The sequence below is a fragment of the Actinoplanes sp. L3-i22 genome (assembly GCF_019704555.1).
Lineage (GTDB): Bacteria > Actinomycetota > Actinomycetes > Mycobacteriales > Micromonosporaceae > Actinoplanes.
The window spans coordinates 3,787,506-3,803,524 of sequence record NZ_AP024745.1; the positions used below are offsets into that span (position 1 = coordinate 3,787,506).

General features: G+C 71.6%; 13 protein-coding genes. 4 read left to right on the plus strand and 9 right to left on the minus strand.

Features of this window, described 5'->3' with window-relative positions; genetic code table 11:
* Window positions 1-360: 360 nt before the first annotated feature.
* Together L3i22_RS16760 and L3i22_RS16765 are read right to left on the minus strand one after the other, a co-directional pair.
* Window positions 361-1,137, minus strand: a complete 777-nt coding sequence (locus L3i22_RS16760; protein ID WP_221327896.1) for an NPP1 family protein — start codon at window positions 1,135-1,137, stop codon at window positions 361-363.
* 145 nt (window positions 1,138-1,282) lie between these two features.
* The gene (locus tag L3i22_RS16765; protein WP_221327897.1) at window positions 1,283-2,470 is read right to left on the minus strand and encodes a PQQ-binding-like beta-propeller repeat protein; all 1,188 of its coding nucleotides are present in this window, start codon (window positions 2,468-2,470) and stop codon (window positions 1,283-1,285) included.
* A gap of 540 nt (window positions 2,471-3,010) precedes the next feature.
* Between L3i22_RS16765 and L3i22_RS16770 the strand changes: the two genes are divergently transcribed.
* A complete protein-coding gene (locus L3i22_RS16770) occupies window positions 3,011-3,580 on the plus strand; it encodes a hypothetical protein (protein WP_221327898.1) in 570 nt (189 codons plus the stop codon).
* A gap of 315 nt (window positions 3,581-3,895) precedes the next feature.
* Here L3i22_RS16770 and L3i22_RS16775 read toward each other — a convergent pair whose 3' ends face one another.
* The 4 genes from L3i22_RS16775 to L3i22_RS16790 all read right to left on the minus strand — a co-directional run bounded on the left by L3i22_RS16775 (window position 3,896) and on the right by L3i22_RS16790 (window position 9,572).
* Window positions 3,896-5,152 carry an RIP metalloprotease gene (locus L3i22_RS16775; protein ID WP_221327899.1) on the minus strand — a complete coding sequence of 419 codons (1,257 nt, stop codon included), beginning with the start codon at window positions 5,150-5,152 and terminating at the stop codon, window positions 3,896-3,898.
* A 286-nt stretch (window positions 5,153-5,438) separates the two neighbouring features.
* The gene (locus tag L3i22_RS16780) at window positions 5,439-6,368 is read right to left on the minus strand and encodes an MBL fold metallo-hydrolase (protein WP_221327900.1); all 930 of its coding nucleotides are present in this window, start codon (window positions 6,366-6,368) and stop codon (window positions 5,439-5,441) included.
* Between the two features lie 79 nt (window positions 6,369-6,447).
* A complete protein-coding gene (locus L3i22_RS16785) occupies window positions 6,448-8,838 on the minus strand; it encodes an FtsX-like permease family protein (RefSeq protein ID WP_255658303.1) in 2,391 nt (796 codons plus the stop codon).
* Window positions 8,832-9,572: an ABC transporter ATP-binding protein gene (locus L3i22_RS16790; protein WP_221327901.1), complete on the minus strand. Its 741-nt coding sequence runs from the start codon at window positions 9,570-9,572 to the stop codon at window positions 8,832-8,834. Before L3i22_RS16790 ends, L3i22_RS16785 begins: the two co-directional genes overlap by 7 nt.
* 169 nt (window positions 9,573-9,741) lie before the next feature.
* On the opposite strand from L3i22_RS16790, the gene L3i22_RS16795 reads away from it, so the two are divergent.
* From L3i22_RS16795 to L3i22_RS16805, 3 genes are all read left to right on the plus strand, one after another.
* On the plus strand, window positions 9,742-10,944 hold the full coding sequence (locus L3i22_RS16795) for a sensor histidine kinase (protein WP_255658304.1): 1,203 nt from the start codon (window positions 9,742-9,744) through the stop codon (window positions 10,942-10,944).
* A complete protein-coding gene (locus L3i22_RS16800; protein ID WP_221327903.1) occupies window positions 10,941-11,603 on the plus strand; it encodes a response regulator transcription factor in 663 nt (220 codons plus the stop codon). The genes L3i22_RS16795 and L3i22_RS16800 overlap by 4 nt, the downstream gene beginning before the upstream one ends.
* 143 nt (window positions 11,604-11,746) lie before the next feature.
* Entirely contained in the window at window positions 11,747-12,388 is a 642-nt protein-coding gene (locus L3i22_RS16805; protein ID WP_221327904.1) for a class I SAM-dependent methyltransferase, read from the plus strand.
* Between the two features lie 631 nt (window positions 12,389-13,019).
* Here the strand turns inward: L3i22_RS16805 and L3i22_RS16810 are convergent.
* The 3 genes from L3i22_RS16810 to L3i22_RS53495 all read right to left on the minus strand — a co-directional run bounded on the left by L3i22_RS16810 (window position 13,020) and on the right by L3i22_RS53495 (window position 15,973).
* Window positions 13,020-13,829, minus strand: coding sequence for an AraC family transcriptional regulator (locus L3i22_RS16810; RefSeq protein ID WP_221327905.1), 810 nt, complete (start codon window positions 13,827-13,829; stop codon window positions 13,020-13,022).
* 299 nt (window positions 13,830-14,128) lie between these two features.
* Window positions 14,129-14,530, minus strand: coding sequence for a hypothetical protein (locus tag L3i22_RS16815; protein WP_221327906.1), 402 nt, complete (start codon window positions 14,528-14,530; stop codon window positions 14,129-14,131).
* Between the two features lie 48 nt (window positions 14,531-14,578).
* Window positions 14,579-15,973, minus strand: coding sequence for an alpha/beta fold hydrolase (locus L3i22_RS53495; protein WP_255658679.1), 1,395 nt, complete (start codon window positions 15,971-15,973; stop codon window positions 14,579-14,581).
* Between the last annotated feature and the right edge of the window lie 46 nt (window positions 15,974-16,019).

A 16,019-nucleotide genomic window follows, 5' to 3' on the forward strand; every position in this document is an offset into this window, starting at 1 on the left:
CCCACCCCCAGCGCCCGCGCGCCGACACCCACCACTGGCATCCGCGCGCCGACGCCCACCGCCCGCACCCACGCCCGCCGCCGCTGCCAGCACCAACGCCCATGCGAGCACCCGCCTCCGCAGCAGTGCCGCTGCAGGCGCCCGCGCAACGCCCCGCGCAGCGCCCGCGTCCGCAGCTGGCGCCCGCCGCCCGCGCAACGCCCCGCGCGGCCTCCGCGCCCGCGCAGCTTCCGCGCCCGCGCCGCGTCCGCGCAACGCCCGCGCTAGCGACAGCGCTTGCGCCCGCTGCCTGCGCCCGCTGTCAGCGCCAGCACCCCGGCCGGGCAGGACTCCGTCTGCGAAGCCCTGCCCGGCCGGCCTTCACGCGTAGGGATCGAAGGCGATGCCGGCCGGCTTCGCCGCGTTGAGCAGATACTCGAACGACCCGTCCTTGATCTTGATAGTCGCCGATCCGAAGTCAGCGGCCATCAACTTGTCCCGCAGCTCGACGCTGGGGTAGCCGTTCCAGTCGACCAGCGGCGGGTACCGCCAGTTGTGGTAGTGGTTCTCCGGCGGCTCGTCGTTGCTGTTGGCGAGCCGGAAGAAGTGGGTCGACGCCCCGTCCTTGTGGTAGACGGTCTTGGGGTGACTGCCGTCGAAGCGCACCTGCGGCCGGGCATAGGTCACCTGCGAGCTGTGCTGCGTGGTGCTGACGTATTCGACCTGGTTGGATGCCTGGTTCACCCAGGAGATCACGTGCTCCCAGTCGTGCCGATGGCCGCCGAGGCCGCTGCCGGCGACAGCCTGGTCCTTCTCGAAGTAGCTGGCGTAGACGATCGCGCACCAGCCGTTGTTGCACTTCGACCGGGCATACGTCTGGGAGTTGTCCAGGTCGGACTGGTCGCGGCAGCTGCCGTTGACCGCGCCGGTGGTCTTCAGCCCGGGCGCGATGGTGCCGTCGGGGCTGATCGCCGGCGTGGCGTAACAGCCGTCGGTGTCGTAGTCGTAGGCGGGGGAGAACGACTGCTCGTACCCACCCGCGTTCTGCGGAAGGTTGTGGGGTGGGTCGGCGAAGGCCGGTGCGGCCGAGGCCACGAGCAGGAGCGCGGTCAGGCCGGACGCGGTGGCGATCCGGGCCAGGGGACGGTTACGACGCATGAGTCGTCGGCCCTTCGTGTCGTCACGCCATGGGGCTGGCGGTTCGCAGTGATCTTCACTGTCGCGATAGAGGCCGGTCAATAGCTCCCGGTTCCGGAATCCGGATGTGCGGGTGGATCCCAGGCGGGATCCACCCGCAGTTAACTCACCGGCCGTACGCCACCAGACGCCCGGAGGCCGGCACCAGCAGAACCCCCTGCCCGGCGGCCAGGCCGGTCAGCGGTGTCGAGACGTTCTGCTCGTCCGGCGGCCGGATCTCGGCGCCGGTGTCGGCCGACCACACCTCGGTGCCGGTGACCGGATCGACCGCGTACACCCGGCCGCTCTGCGAGCCGACGTAGACGTAGCCGTTGACCACGATCGGCGCGCTGCGCAGCTGGCCGCCGTCCCCGGTGAAGGTCCAGATCGGCTGGTCCGGCGTGGCCGCGGCCGCCGCGTGCAGCACACCGCCGACCACGAAGAACCCGGTCCTGCCGGAGAACGCCGGCGCCGGCATGCCCCACGAGCCGAAGCGGGTCTTCACCGCACCGGTGTTGAGGTTGAGCACCGGCAGCGACCCGTCGAACGACTCACGCACCCACAGCCCGCCGGCCGCGACCACCGGTGTCTTGCCGCCGCCGCCCGAGCATCCGGTGGAGTGCACCCAGACGCTGGCGCCGGTCGCCGGGTCGAACCGGTAGGACTGCTCGCACGCGTACGACACGTAGACGCCGGTGGCGGTCACCGCGGGCGAGCTGTTGTCGCCGTTCGCCACCGGTGCGGTCCAGACCACCGCGCCGGTCGCGGCGTTCACCGCGTACACCGTCCCGCCCGAGCCGGCGCCGCCGGTGTAGACCATGCCGGCGCGGAACGTCGGCGCCGAGCTGAACGAATACTGCCCCGGCAGGTCGGTCTGCCACAGCTGGCGACCGGTCTGCACGGCGAACGCGGTCAGCCGGCCGTCGCCGTTGATCGCGTAGACCCGCCCGGCGCCGAGGGTCAGCGCCGACCAGTAGTAGGTGCCGCCGAGCGCGACCGGACCCCACACGTCCTTGCCGGTGCGGGTGTCGATCGCGTACAGCGAAGTGCCGTAGTCGTCCCCGGTGCGGACCGTGACGAAGGCCCGGTTGTTGGCGATGACCGGATAGGACACCGCCTGGCCGAGGTCGCGCCGCCACTTCTCGGTGAGCGGAGGCGCGCCCACACCGGCGGCCGAGAGCCCGTCGTGCCGGGCGTTGATCTGATAGGCCACCGCGACGCCGGTCGTATCGGCGGCCTCGGCGGGCGTCGCGACGACGACCGTGACGAGCACGGCGGCGGCAGCGGCGGCGATCGCCCTGCGCAGTCTGTTCACAGTGGATCCCTTCCCCGTGTGGCATCCCCGTCGATGTTCGGAAATGCCGATGGGGGAGACCCTAGATTCGGGCTACGACACTTTGCCGCCCCGCCGCCGGCGGACCACTCACACCCCCCGCCGCCCAGGACCGATTCTGATCTCACCGTCGTCGGTCCGTCCGCGATCCCATCGTCGCCAGACCGATTTCGATCAATTTCGCGATCAGTCATCCCGCCCAGCGCCCAGCAGCCCCGCTGCCCAGCGCCCAGCAGCCCCGCTGCCCAGGGCCCAGCCGCCCAGCGCCCAGGGCTCAAGCCCACCGAGCCGCCCAGCCGCCCGCAACTCCCGTCGCCCGCACCGCCCCGCCGCCCAGTCCACCGAGCCGATCGAGCCGCCCAGCCGGTCGGGATTTCGGCCGATCGGGGATTCGCCCCGGGCCAACGGAGATGCTGGCCAGCCCCGATCTGGTCGCCGCTGGCCAGACGTCCGACGCGGCTCGGGCCGCATGTAGCGCAGATCGCCTTGGCGCCACCACGGCCCTCATGATTGAGTACCGCCGTGATCAAAGAGTCGGAGCGCAGTCTCGGGGTCAGCCTGACCCTCGCTGTGCTGGTGGCGGCGGCCCTCGGACTGGTGGACACGTTCTGGGGCCTGGGCCGCCACGTGCCACCGTGGCTGGTTCGAACCGCCTGCTCGGCCACCGGCTGCGGCAACCGGTCGATGGCCGTGCTCGGCTGGGCGATGTGCGCCCTGGTGATCACGGTCTCGTTCGCGATGTGGCTGCTGTGGCGCCGCAGAGAAATGCGCCTGTTCGCCCGGCTACTCCCCGGCGCGGTCCTGCTCGTCCTGCTCGGCCTGATCACCACCACCAGCAAGGACAAACTGGGCGGCGGCCCCACCCTGGCCGAAGTCCTGGCCACCCAGCCCGGCGCCCCCGCCTACCTGACCGGCGTACACGTCGGCCTGTGGTCAGCCGCAATCATCATCCTGGCCGAGCTGGTCCTGTGGATCTGCCGAGACCGCGCCGCCCCGTCCTACATCTGGATGTGGCAGGCAGCCCAACTGGCCACCCCACCCACCATCCTCATCGGCGCCCTTTTCACCACCCTGCTGAACCCCCTCTCCTAACCCCCGCCCGCCCGCCCGCGCCGCTCGCGCCCGCGCTGCTCGCGCCCGCGCCGCCCGCGCCGCTCGCTCGCACGCCGCCCGTGCCCCCGCGCCGCTCGTCCGCCCGCACGTCGCCCGCACGTCGCCCGCACGCGCCGCGCGCCCGCCCGTGCCGTGTGCCTGCGTCTGGGGCTGCATGCACGCCGCCCCCTCGCGCCGTGTCGCCCGCCCGGGGCGCACCCCCTCAAGCGGTGTCGCCAAGCCCGCGCCCCTCACGCGGAGCCGACAGCCGCCCGCCCGCGCGCGGCTCGCTGCCAGCCCTGCTGGAATACCGGCTCAGCTGGTGAAGTGGACCGGATTCACCAGGTCGGCGTAGGCGAGCAGAGCGGCCATGGCGACCATGACCAGAGCAGCGGCCGAGGTCAGCGGAATCGTCCTGGCCACGTCGACCGGCCTGGTCCACCGCCGGCCGAAGAGACGGCCGATGCCACGCTTCATACCCTCCAGCAGAGCAGCGGCGATGTGGCCACCGTCCAGCGGCAGCAGCGGGATCAGGTTGAAGACGCCGATCGCGATGTTGAACGAACCCAGCAACTCCAGCAGGAACAACAGCCGGTCGGCGACCGGCAGATCGGACGCGGCAACATCCCCGCCGAGCCGGGTGGCACCGACGACACCGATCGGCCCGTCGACCGCCCGCGGCGCGTCACTGAAGGCGGCCTGCCACACGCCGACCATCCGCTCGGGAAGGTGGAAGACACCGACCGCGACCTCTTTACCGGCGGCCCTGACCACACCGGCGACCTCGACCGGTGTCATGTGCTCGCGGGCATATGCCGGCTGGACGCCGAGGAAGCCGCCCTGACCGTTGACGCCCATGATCAGCGGCACCTTTTCGGTCACGCCGTCGCGCATGATGGTCAGCGTGACCGGCTGACCGGCATCGGCGCGGATCATCCCGGTCAGCTCGTCCCACGAGCGGACGGACGCATCGCCGTACCCAATGATCTTGTCGCCCGGTTGGAGACCGGCCGTGACCGCCGGACTGGCCGCGACCACCGCCTGGATGGTGGGTTGAGCGGTGTTGACGCCGATGCCGGTGAGCGCGATCGACAGGAAGACGAAGCCGAGCAGCATGTTCATCGCCGGACCGCCGGTCATGATGATCACGCGCTGCCACCAGGGGCGCTGGTAGAACAGCCGGCCGTGATCGCGCGGGCCGACGTCCTCCCAGGCGGCCTCGCGGGCGCCCTCGATCAGCGACCGCAGCGGACCGGTCGACCATCGGCGCACCTTGCCGGGCGGCGTACCCGGAGCCGGCGGCAGCATGCCGACCATCCGGATGTACCCGCCGAACGGCAGCCACTTGATGCCGAATTCGGTCTCACCCCGACGGGTGGACCAGGCGGTCGGCCCGATTCCGACCATCCACTGAGTCACCTTGACGTTGAATCTGCGGGCTGGCGCGTAGTGACCGACCTCGTGCAGGGCGATCGACAGCAACAGGCCGAGCAGAAAGACCACAGCACCGAGGAGCCACGTCATGCCGGGCAGTCTAGGGGCACTCACCGGCAATTCCAGGGTGGTCGGCACGCCTCGTTCCAATGACCGGCCGGAGTCTGCCCTCTTAAGGGCAGAACCGCGCCCGAATTCCCGGGCGTCGGCCCGGGCGGCCGATCCGGACCGCCCTCGAGATCGGCGCGGAGACGGGCAAGGCGACCCGTCTCTTTCGAGTCCTGCGTGCCCTGCCGGACGAGGTGGACCTGACCTCCGACATCACCCTTCACCTGTCCCGCCGTCACTGACCCGCCTCCCGTCTCCATCCGGCGCTTGTTGATCGGCAGCGTCTCCACTGCCGCTGGTGTCCGCTTTCGATCCCTCAGACGCGGGTGGCGAGCGGCCCACCGTTGTAGGCGACCGCATCGGTGAACGCGGCGATCAGATCCAGCTCGGTGCCGTGGTGGTCGGCATAGAACCGATGCAGGTTCAGCACCAGCCGCTCGGCATCTGCCCACCCGGCGAACTCACCCAGCTCCACTCCACGAGCGGCGTCGAGCGGCGAGAGCCCTCGCTCGACCCCGTCCGCGCCGGCCCGCATCACCAGCCGGTAGTACCGCCGGTGCTCGTCCAGCACCCGCGCGATGTCGTCACCGCTCAGGATCGGCCCGTGCCCGGGAACCACCACCTCCGGCCCGAAACCGGCCAGCCAGTCGACCGCGGCCAGCGCCCCAGGCAGCGAACCCATGAACACCAGCGGCGTCAGCCCGGCGAAGACCAGGTCATCGGTGAACAGCACGCGCTCGTCCGGGACCCAGGCGATCAGGTCGCCGGTGGTGTGCGCCGGCCCGCCGGGGTGCCGCAGCTCGACCCGCCGCTCGCCGAGATGAACGGTGAGCGCGTCGCCGACGGTGACGTCCGGCAGGCGGCGCTCGACGTCACCCCAGTCCGGCACCGGGCTCCAGAACGGCGGACATCCGTCGATGATCGGATCGACCCGTAGGCCCTCCCGCATCTTCTCCTGCCCGATGATCACGGTCGGCAAAGGCAGAAGACTGTTCCCGTACGTGTGGTCCCCGTGCTGATGGGTGTTCACCGCCAGCTTCGGAGCCTGCCCGGTCGCTGCCTGCAACGCATCCAGGAATCGCCGGGCCCGCGTAGCGGTAGCGCACGTGTCCACCACGAGCTGCCCCGCCGCGGTGGTGATCGCCCCCGCGTTGTTCAGCCACCACGATCCGTCCGGCTGCACCCAGGCGTGAATCCCCGCCCGGACCTCGACCAGCCGCGCTCCATCTTCCACTGCTGCATTCATGGCCTGAGGGTACCGTCCTGTTTTGTGGGCATTTGATCTGCCGATGACGTGGTGATCCTGCGCCCGAGATGATGTCGTCTCATAGGTCTGCCTGTGGGGAATGCAGCGCGGGCGCGCGCAGCATCCGTCGGGTGGGCAGGGCCCCGGCAACCAGCGCGAGCAGCAGACACGAGCCGATCACCCCGGCGACGACCGGCCACGGCACCACCAGCGGGACTGCCGCGCCGGTCTGCTCGCTCAGCCCGGCACGGATGGCCAGCAGCGCCCCGAGAGCGACCACCCCGCCCAGCACCGCCCCGATCGCCACCACCAGCGTGGACTCCGCCGCGACGTACCCGGCGACCTGCCGTCGGGTCGCCCCGGCCAGGCGCACCACCCGGAGGTCGGGTGCACGCCCCTCGGCCGCCATCATCAGCGTGTTGGCGACGGCGATCGCGCCGTATCCGGCCGACACCCCGATCAACATCAACGTGAACATCCACACCAGCCGGTCCTCGCTGCTGTCGGCCTCCGCAGCCCAGGCGGCCGTGTCGATCACCCGGGCACCGAGGCCGGCCGGAACGTCGCGGTCCAGGTAAACGGCAGAGGTCAGCGCGGACGGGTCGTGCCGGCGCACGGTCTCGCGGGACAGTAGGAGGTCACCCCGGATCGACCCGTCGGCGACCACGGCGACGATCCGCAGCGCGATCCGCTGCCCGTCGGCGAAGACCACCGGACACGTTCCTCCCGGAGACAGGTGCGCGGACTCGGTGACCACGACGGTGTCCGTGTCGCGAAGGCCGTTCGCCGAACCCGAGACCACTCGTGCGCCCCGATCCGCCTCGGCGAACGTGGCTGGCTCGACGCCGAGGGCGAGAAGGGCCCGTTGATCCGGCCCGAACACCGTGGTCGGCAGGATCGCTGCGCCGGTCGCGGCGCTCACCGTGGCGTCGGACAGCCCCGGCGTCCGGTCCGGCACCATCACCCGGCCGGCCGCGACATCTGCCGCCCGGCCCGCCGCGTAGGCCGCCGTCGACGTTCGGACCATGCCTGAGACGAGCACCGCGAACGCGACGGTCAGCAGCACCGGCGCGGCCGTGGACGCGGTTCGCCGTGCCGCGCTCAGCGCGCCCTCACGAACCAGGAGGCCGATCGTGCCACCGCCGCGCCGCATCGGGAGCCGCAATAGCCGGACGAGCAGCGGAATCGCTGCGGGCGCGAGCGCGACCATCCCGGTGACCAGCGCCATCGCCCCGTACAGCGCGAACGTCGCACCATCCTGGGCGTCGTCCGAGGTCGCGGTGCCGACGGCCAGCGCAACACCGGCCGCCATCAGCAGACCGCCCGTGATCCAACGCAGCCGCCCCATCGAGCGTTGCTCGACGGCAGCCTCGCGCAGCGCCTCCAGCGGTCGCACCCGGGAGGCCCGGCGCGCAGCGGTCCAAGCGCCGGCGAGAGCCACCAGCGGACCGAGCACGAGCGCGCCCAGCAGCGGCAACGCGCTGTACCGCACTTCATACGTCGCCGGCTCGAACCCCACGTCGATGAGAATCCGTGCGGCCATCGGAGCCACGGCGGCACCGATGATCGCGCCGAGGACCGCTCCGACGCTGCCGACCAGCAACGCTTCGCCGTACACCATCCGCCGCACCTGCCGAGGCGTAGCCCCGACCGCCCGCAGCAGGCCCATCTCCCGCCGTCGCTGGGTGACGGTGAAGGCGAACGTGGACGCGACGACGAACACCGTGACGAAGCCGGCCAGCGCCGCCACCCCGGTGAGGACCTGCATCCCGATCCAGCGTGTCCGGGCGTCCGCACCCGGCTCCAGCGCTCCCCGCTCGTCGCCGGTCAGCACCGTCCCCGCCGCCCCGCCGCTGTCGCGCGCGGCCTTCGCCACCGAACCGGCATCCGCGCCCGGCGCCAGGACCAGCCCGATCGCGCCGACACCCGGGGACAGTCGCGCGGCCGCTTCGTCCGAGACCAAAATGCCCGGAGCATCGATCAAACCCGTCACTGTGTACGCCGTGGGCCCCGCCGCCGTCAGCACCGTGACCGTGCTTCCGGCCCGAAGGCCCAGGGCCCTGTCCAGCACCACCTCGCCCGGTCGCCTGGGCGGCTCGCCGGCCACCAGGCGCCCACCCCCGAGGCGGGCCGATGACCAGCCATGACCTTGCACGACGGTCTCGGACGGCTCCCCGCCGACGACGGCCTGGGCGTAGAAGGAACGGTCCGCCACCGCGGCCGCGACCCCCGGAAGGGCCGCGAGTCGACTGCCCATCTCCTCGGCTCGCGCACCCGGCCACGGAATCGCCGGTGAGAACTGATCGGCGGGGCTGTGGCTCGCCGGCGCCTGAACGATCACCGCGGCGGCGGCGAGCCGGTCAGGGATCTTCGGCCGGCCCGCGACGATCAACAACAGGGCGAGGGTGACCAGCGCGATCCCGACCACCACGGCGACCAGCGCACCGATCGTCCGGCGCAGCCTCAGCACGGCTCCTCCACCAACTGCGTGGTGTGAGCGGCGATCTGCTCCGGCGCCAGCGGCCCCTGGACGTCGTCGGCGATCCGGCCGTCGGCGAGGAACACGATCCGATCGGCACGGGCGGCGGCGACCGGATCATGGGTCACCATGACCACCGTCTGCTGATGCTCGTCGACCAGCGTCCGCAGCAGGTCGAGGATCTGCCGCGAGGTCGCACTGTCCAGAGCACCGGTCGGCTCGTCCGCGAACACCACCGCGGGACGGCTGATCAGCGCGCGAGCGACCGCGACACGCTGCTGCTCGCCGCCGGAGAGCTCGCTCGGGCGGTGCCGGAGGCGCCCGGCCAGCCCGACCGCGGTCAGCGCCTCGGCGATGTCGCCGGGTGGTGTGCGGCGGCCGGCCAACCGGGCCGGCAACGCCACGTTCTGCTCAGCGGTCAGAGAGGAGACCAGATTGAAGGACTGGAACACGAAGCCGATCCGGTCCCGCCGCAGCCTCGTGAGCTGATCCTCGGTCAGCGGGTCGAGCACGACACCGTCGACGGCGATCGAGCCGCTGATCGGGCGGTCGAGCCCGGCCGCGCAGTGCAGCAGGGTCGACTTGCCGGACCCCGAAGGGCCCATCACCGCCGAGAACGTGCCGCGCTCGAAGGACACCGAGATGCCGTCGAGCGCGACCACCTGCCGGTCGCCCGTGCCGTAGGCGGCTCGGACGTCCTCCAGAACAACCGTCTGCGTCGTCATGGCGGCAACGATCCCGCGCCGGGGCCGGGTGGCGCATCGGACCAGGATGGACACTTCGCGTTCCGACCAGCGTGGTACGTCGTACCCAATAATCGGTCTTTCCTCATCCCTGGGGATGACAGCTTGTGGGCCGACGCGCGGCGCTGCCGCACCGGATACCGTCTTGCGCATGGACGCGGCTCAGGTGATCAGGCGCCTCCGCCCGGTCGAGCTCTACGTTCTCGACGCGGTCGGAGCGGCCTTCGTCGTGCTGATCTGTCTGGCGGGGGCGATCGAGGCGCCGCCGGGCGGTCAGCCCACCGAGCCGGGCTGGGTGTCGGCGCTGACTGCCCTGGTGATCGGCCTGCCGATCGCGGTCCGCCGCCGCTGGCCCACCACGGTGGCGATCACCGTGACGGTGGCTTCCTCCCTCGCGCTGGGGTCGGAGGTCATCCCATCCTTCGCGGCACCGGGGCCGGCCTGCGGGCTCGTCCTGGCCTTTTATACCTTCGGCGCCGCCGTGCGAGACACCCGAGCATTTCTGATCCAGGGGGTCTGCTGCTTCCTGATCAGTGCCGGTATGGGCGCGCCGATGTTCTTCGCGGACCACAGCGTTCCGGCGCCGGACAGCCCGCCGCCGCTGCTGACCTTGTTCTTCGGCGCTCTGATGATCGCGCCGTCCGCGATCCTCGGGTTCGCCATCGGCGAGCGACGGGAACAGAATGCCCAGCGCAGCGAGCAGTTGCGGCGCGAGGCCGCGATCGAGGAACGACTGCGGATCGCGCGGGAGTTGCACGACATCATCGCGCACACGATGACCCTGATCGTGGTGAAGGCATCGATCGGCAACCACGTCGCGGAATCCCAGCCGGACGCGGCACGCGACGCGCTGCGGGTCATCGAGAAAACCGGACGGGCCGCGATGTACGAGGTCCGCAAGGTGCTGGACATGCTGCGGGCGGACACCCCGTATACGCCTACGCCCGGCATCGACGACCTGCCGAGACTGGTCGAGATGGCCTCGGCGGGCGACGCGTCCGTGACACTCACGGTGGACTGCCCGGAGGAGACGGCCGTCGACACGATCGCCGAGTCGGTGCAGCTGACGGTGTATCGGATCGTTCAGGAAGCGGTGACCAACGTGGTGAAACACGCGGCGCCGGCACATTGCCAGGTCACCGTGCTCGTCGGTGCGGATGACATCCGGGTCGAGGTCAACGACGACGGGCAGCGGCCGGTGCGCGCCGGTAAGAGCGGGCAGGGGCTGATCGGGATGCGCGAGCGGGCGGCACTGCACGGCGGAACACTCAGCGCTGGGCCACGGGACGGCGGTGGATTCGCCGTGACGGCCTTGCTTCCGGTCGACGGCGCGGCGAGCGGCGGTGGCCGGTGATCCGGGTGCTGATCGTCGAGGACGTGGCGCTGGTGCGGGAGAGCTTCCAGATGCTGGTCAACTCCAGCGAGGGGTGCACGGCGGTGGGGGAGGCGGCCACCGGCCTCGAAGCTGTTCGGCTCGCCGGCGAGCTCCAGCCGGACGTGGTGCTCATGGACGTGCGGATGCCGGAGATGGACGGCATCGAGGCCACCCGCCTGATCTGCCGAAATCCCGCGCTCAGCGGTGTGCACGTGTTGATTTTGACGACGTTCGACCACGATGAATATGTGTATGGGGCGCTGCAGGCGGGCGCGAGCGGCTTCCTACTCAAGGACAGTCCGGCGGGGGAATTGCTCAACGCCATCCAGGTGGTTGCCGCCGGGGAGGCGCTGCTGTCGCCGAAGGTGACGCGGAAACTGGTGTCGGAGTTCGCCCGGCAACCGCGGCCCGGAAAGCCGATCCCGGGTTCGCTGGACGGTGTGACCGAGCGTGAACGCGAAGTGCTGACGCTCGTCGGCCGCGGGCTGTCGAACGACGAGATCGCCGCGCACCTGGGGTTGAGCGTGGCCACGGTGAAAACGCACGTGGGACGAATCCTGGCGAAGCTGCCCGTCCGCGACCGCGCCCAGCTGGTGATCGTCGCCTACGAGACGGGGCTGATCAACGTGGCTTCCTGACAATCGCTGCCTGCGCTGCCTGCGCTGCCTGCGCTGCCTGCGCTGCCTGCGCGTCGGCTGGTGGGCCGGGGCTGGTGAGAGCAGTGAGCGGGGCGAGCGATTGGTTCAAGACTGAGCGGGGGTGTGCGGCTGAGACTTCGGGCATGAGTGAGAGCGGTTTTACCCCGGCGCTCGGGCGGTTTGCGCCGACGCGGTTCTACGATCCGGTGATTGCGCTGACGCGGGAGCGGCTGTGGCGGGCGGTGACCGTCGCGCACGTGGCGCCGCGGCCTGGTGACGTGATTGTCGACGTTGGCTGTGGCACCGGCTCGCTGGCGTCGATGCTGGTGCGGGCCGAGCCGGAAGCTCGGATCGTCGGGGTGGATCCCGACCCCGAGGTGCTTGCGATCGCGGAGCGGAAGACGCGCGCCGTGCGGTGGGTTTCGGGCCGGGGTGATGCGCTGGCGGGGCTGCTCGGGGAGGGTACTGCGGACATCGTCGTTTCCAGTCTTGTGCTGCATCAGTGCCCGATGCCGATGAAGCGGGCCATGCTCGCGTCGATGGCCGCGGTTCTGCGGCCTGGTGGCCGATTGGTGATCACCGACTACGGGCTTCAGCGGACCGCCCTGATGCGGCTGGCGTTTCGGACGGTGCAGTTCGCGGACGGCAAGGCAGACACCCAGCCGAATGCCGATGGGGTATTGCCGGAGCTGATCACCGCGGCCGGCTTCGAGGATGTCCGCGAAGCTGACGTCATCCGAACGATCACCGGATCAATCTCGGTCTACGTGGCTGAGCGGGGCTGATCGCGGGGCCGGAACCTGCGGTGCGGGGCTGATCGCGGGGCCGGAACCTGCGGTGCGGGGCTGATCGCGGGGCCGGAACCTGCGGTGCGGGGCTGATCGCGGGGCCGGAACCTGCGGTGCGGGGCTGATCGCGGGGCCGGAACCTGCGGTGCGGGGCTGATCGCGGGGCCGGAACCTGCGGTGCGGGGCTGATCGCGGGGCCGGAACCTGCGGTGCGGGGCTGATCGCGGGGCCGGAACCTGCGGTGCGGGGCTGATCGCGGGGCCGGAACCTGCGGTGCGGGGCTGATCGCGGGGCCGGAACCTGCGGTGCGGGGCTGATCGCGGGGCCGGAACCTGCGGTGCGGGGCTGATCGCGGGGCCGGAACCTGCGGTGCGGGGCTGATCGCGGGGCCGGAGCCCGCAGCGCGGGGCTGATCGCGGGGCCGGAGCCCGCAGCGCGGAGCTGATCGCGGGGCCGGAGCCCGCAGCGCGGAGCTGATCGCGGGGCCGGAGCCCGCAGCGCGGAGCTGATCGCGGGGCCGGAGCCCGCGGGGCGGAGCCGATCGTTGGCCGGAGTCTGCTGCACTCCGTGATGCGAGGTCCGATCGATTCGGCCTGGCTCAGTTGCGCGGCGGTCGGAGCGACCGCGTTTACGGTGCCGGGTGCGGGTGGGCGCGGAGGATCGGGAGGACTGCGGCTGGAGTCAGGCCGACCATTTCGCGCATGCGGCGAGTCAGATGGGCCTGGTCGGCGAAGCCCGCGGTGACGGCGGCCTCCGCCGGGGACTGACCGGCCCGCAGAGCTTCGGCGGCGCGGCGCAGTTCGGCCCATACCCGCCAGCGGGGGAGCGGCATGCCGACCTGCTGCCGAGCCAGGGCACGAAGGCGCTGCGGGGAGAGCCCGACCTCGGCGGCCAGTTCCGGCATCGACAGGTTCCGCTCCGACAGCAGCCGCATCGCTCGGACCAGCCGAGGATCGAGCGCCCGGGATCGCCCTTCGCCGATCTCGCGCAGGTCGTGCAGTTCGGGCGCGGCGGCGATCCCGTCCCGGTAGCGTGCGCGCAGGTCGTCCGCGAACACCGAGTGCGGCTCGACATAGAACGTCACCAGGTCCGCGGCGGGTAGCAGCCGATGCCGCACCATCGGCGGCACGACGAGGGCCACCCCTCGATGCTCGATCCCCGCATCGTCAACCACCCCCACATCGCCTTGCGAAGCCGCCGAACTGACACCAGGGCGCGCGGGCGGCGAGGCACCGTCGACCACCGCGCTGCCGGCCACATTGAGTGGTGGGGCGCTGACGTCCTGGGGGACGGTGTGGCGGTGGGCCGCGTCGCCGGGCGGGTTGAGCTGCGCGGCGATGACGATCTGGAAAGCGGCGTGACGATGGGCCGCGCCGTCGGTGGCCGGTCCCCGGTACTCCGCATACCCGTCACCGACCGTAAACCGCCCCCTGCTCACCCCGAGATGATGGCAGGAACCCGCCGCGACCGGCTCCGCAGCACCGCTCGGCGGCATACCTGGCCGGCCAAAACTTGGTCGTCGACGGTGGCGTTACCGTCCGCGGCCCGTTCACCTGATCCGATTCCGGTGCCCACGGCAGGCGATCACTCGCGGTCAGCCCATTTCCCGGTACGGCGTTAGATGGTGATCCACCGCAGCCCGGCCCTCGCCGGCAGCGGGTACGCGACCTGTCAAGCCTGCCTGTGGACAACCGGCCATTGTGGATAACCCGAACCCGCCCCCGCGCCGGGTCTAGGCTAAATCCGGCGAAGCAGCAACCAGGCGTCGGCAGGGAACAGCCGGCGCGCGACGTTCCAGGCGAACCGGGAGTAATACGGACGCGCGGCCGCCGCATCGATGATCCTCGGATCGTCCATCCGATGTTCGACGCCTCGCCAGCGGATCGTGCACCCGCCGGCCGCTACGACGTTCCGCACCCAGTTCGTCCGCGCACCCCAGGGGAGGTTGATGACGAAGCCGTCCGATGTGGCGACCACGGCGACCGGCACGGTCAGGTCCCGTCCGCTGACCCGCCCGCGGTGGTGCACCACCGCCCAGGCCGGGAACCAGCGCCGCCCAGCGAGCACCCGCACGGCGGGCGCGGTGGCGCGGGCGAACCGCCACGAAGTGTTGTCCGGAGTCGTAGCCGAGGAGGTCATACCCCAGATCGTGCGCCGCTGATCCGTCCGCCACATCCAGGAGATCCGTCATTCGTGATGGCGGTTTTCCGTCATCCCGCGCAGCGCATAAGCGACCGCGTCGGCCCGGCCACGAGCCCCGATCTTGCGATAGACGTTGCCGAGGTGGCGCTCGACCGTGTGCACCGCGATCCCGAGCCGCCGAGCGATCTCGGAGTTGGAGTCCCCACCCGCAACCAGCCCCAGCACCTCCACCTCCCGAGGCGTGAGCTCCCCACCCGAGCCCCGGCGGCCACCAACGCCCGGCGCGAGGGGAAAGCGCGGCGCAGCGACATCGCGCGGCGCGGTGGCCGGGCCGAGCGGGCGTGCGGGGCCGAGCGGCCGTTCGGGGTTGGGCGGCGGCCCGGTGTCGCGCGGCGCGGTGGCGGTGTCGCGCGGCGCGGTGGCGGTGTCGCGCGGCGCGGTGGCGGTGTCGCGCGGCGCGGTGGCGGTGTCGCGCGACGCGGTGGCCGGGCTGGGCGGGGTGCTGACCAGGCTGGATGGCGCGGTGGTGGGGCTGGGCGGCGAGGCGGTGGCGGAGGAGGCGGTGGCGGCGGGGAGGGTGGAAGGGTGGGGCGGGGTGGCTGGCGCCGGGCGGTTGCCGGCGGTGGGTGGGGGCGGTTCCGTGGTGCCGAGGACGAAATCGGTCACCAGGCGGACGTCCTGCTCCGGGTTCTCCAGGAACAGCGTCGGTGTGGTGCCGGGCAACTCCACCAGCCGTGCGTCCGGGAGGCCGTCGGCCAGGCGCCGGAAGACCTCCACCGGGATCTGCTGTTCGCTCTGCCGGTGCAGGACCAGGGCCGGCGCCTGGACCAGGCGCAACTCCGCGGTCACGTCGATCTCCTCGGCCGCCGAGAACCAGGCTCGGGCCACCGGGGCGGTGGTCGCCGTGCGGAAGGCCTCCGCTGTCCAGCGCCCGGACGGCGCCGAGTCCCAGCCCAGCCAGGCCGCCGCCGCGGCGTCCGCGAACAGGCCCCAGTCCTGATCGACAAGGGACAGCAGCGCCTGGGTCTGCGCCGGCCGCATCGCCTCGCGCATCCGGGCGGCGCCGCCGAACAGCACGAGCCGGTCGACCCGGGACGGCTCCCGGGCGGCGAAAGCGATCGCGGTGGCCGCCGCGTGGTAATAGCCGAGAAGTGACGCCGATTGGATTCCGGCGTCGTCCAGAACGGCCCGCAGATCGCGCAGATGCGCGTCGACGCCGAGATCGTCGAGGTCGATCCGGCGGTCGGACGCGCCCATCCCGCGGCCGTCGTACAGCACGATCGTCAATTCCCGGGCCAGCGCCTCATACGCCGCCCGCATCGCCGGAATCCGCCACTGCGCGGCGATGTTGCTGAGCGACGGCATCCACACCAGCACCGGACCCCGCCCGAAGACCTGGTAACCGATCGTCACGCCGTCCGCGGTCCGCGCGTAGTGCATCTCCACCCGCCCATTATCCCTGCGGCCGCGAATTCTGTCGTACCGG

What these genes read in the sequence shown, in the direction of transcription:
- L3i22_RS16760 (WP_221327896.1), bottom strand. Translation starts at nt 1,137, where the DNA reads ATGCGTCGTAACCGTCCCCTGGCCCGGATCGCCACCGCGTCCGGCCTG.
- L3i22_RS16780 (WP_221327900.1), bottom strand. Translation starts at nt 6,368, where the DNA reads ATGAATGCAGCAGTGGAAGATGGAGCGCGGCTGGTCGAGGTCCGGGCG.
- L3i22_RS16790 (WP_221327901.1), bottom strand. Translation starts at nt 9,572, where the DNA reads ATGACGACGCAGACGGTTGTTCTGGAGGACGTCCGAGCCGCCTACGGC.
- L3i22_RS16795 (WP_255658304.1), top strand. Translation starts at nt 9,742, where the DNA reads ATGGACGCGGCTCAGGTGATCAGGCGCCTCCGCCCGGTCGAGCTCTAC.
- L3i22_RS16805 (WP_221327904.1), top strand. Translation starts at nt 11,747, where the DNA reads ATGAGTGAGAGCGGTTTTACCCCGGCGCTCGGGCGGTTTGCGCCGACG.
- L3i22_RS16815 (WP_221327906.1), bottom strand. Translation starts at nt 14,530, where the DNA reads ATGACCTCCTCGGCTACGACTCCGGACAACACTTCGTGGCGGTTCGCC.
- L3i22_RS53495 (WP_255658679.1), bottom strand. Translation starts at nt 15,973, where the DNA reads ATGCACTACGCGCGGACCGCGGACGGCGTGACGATCGGTTACCAGGTC.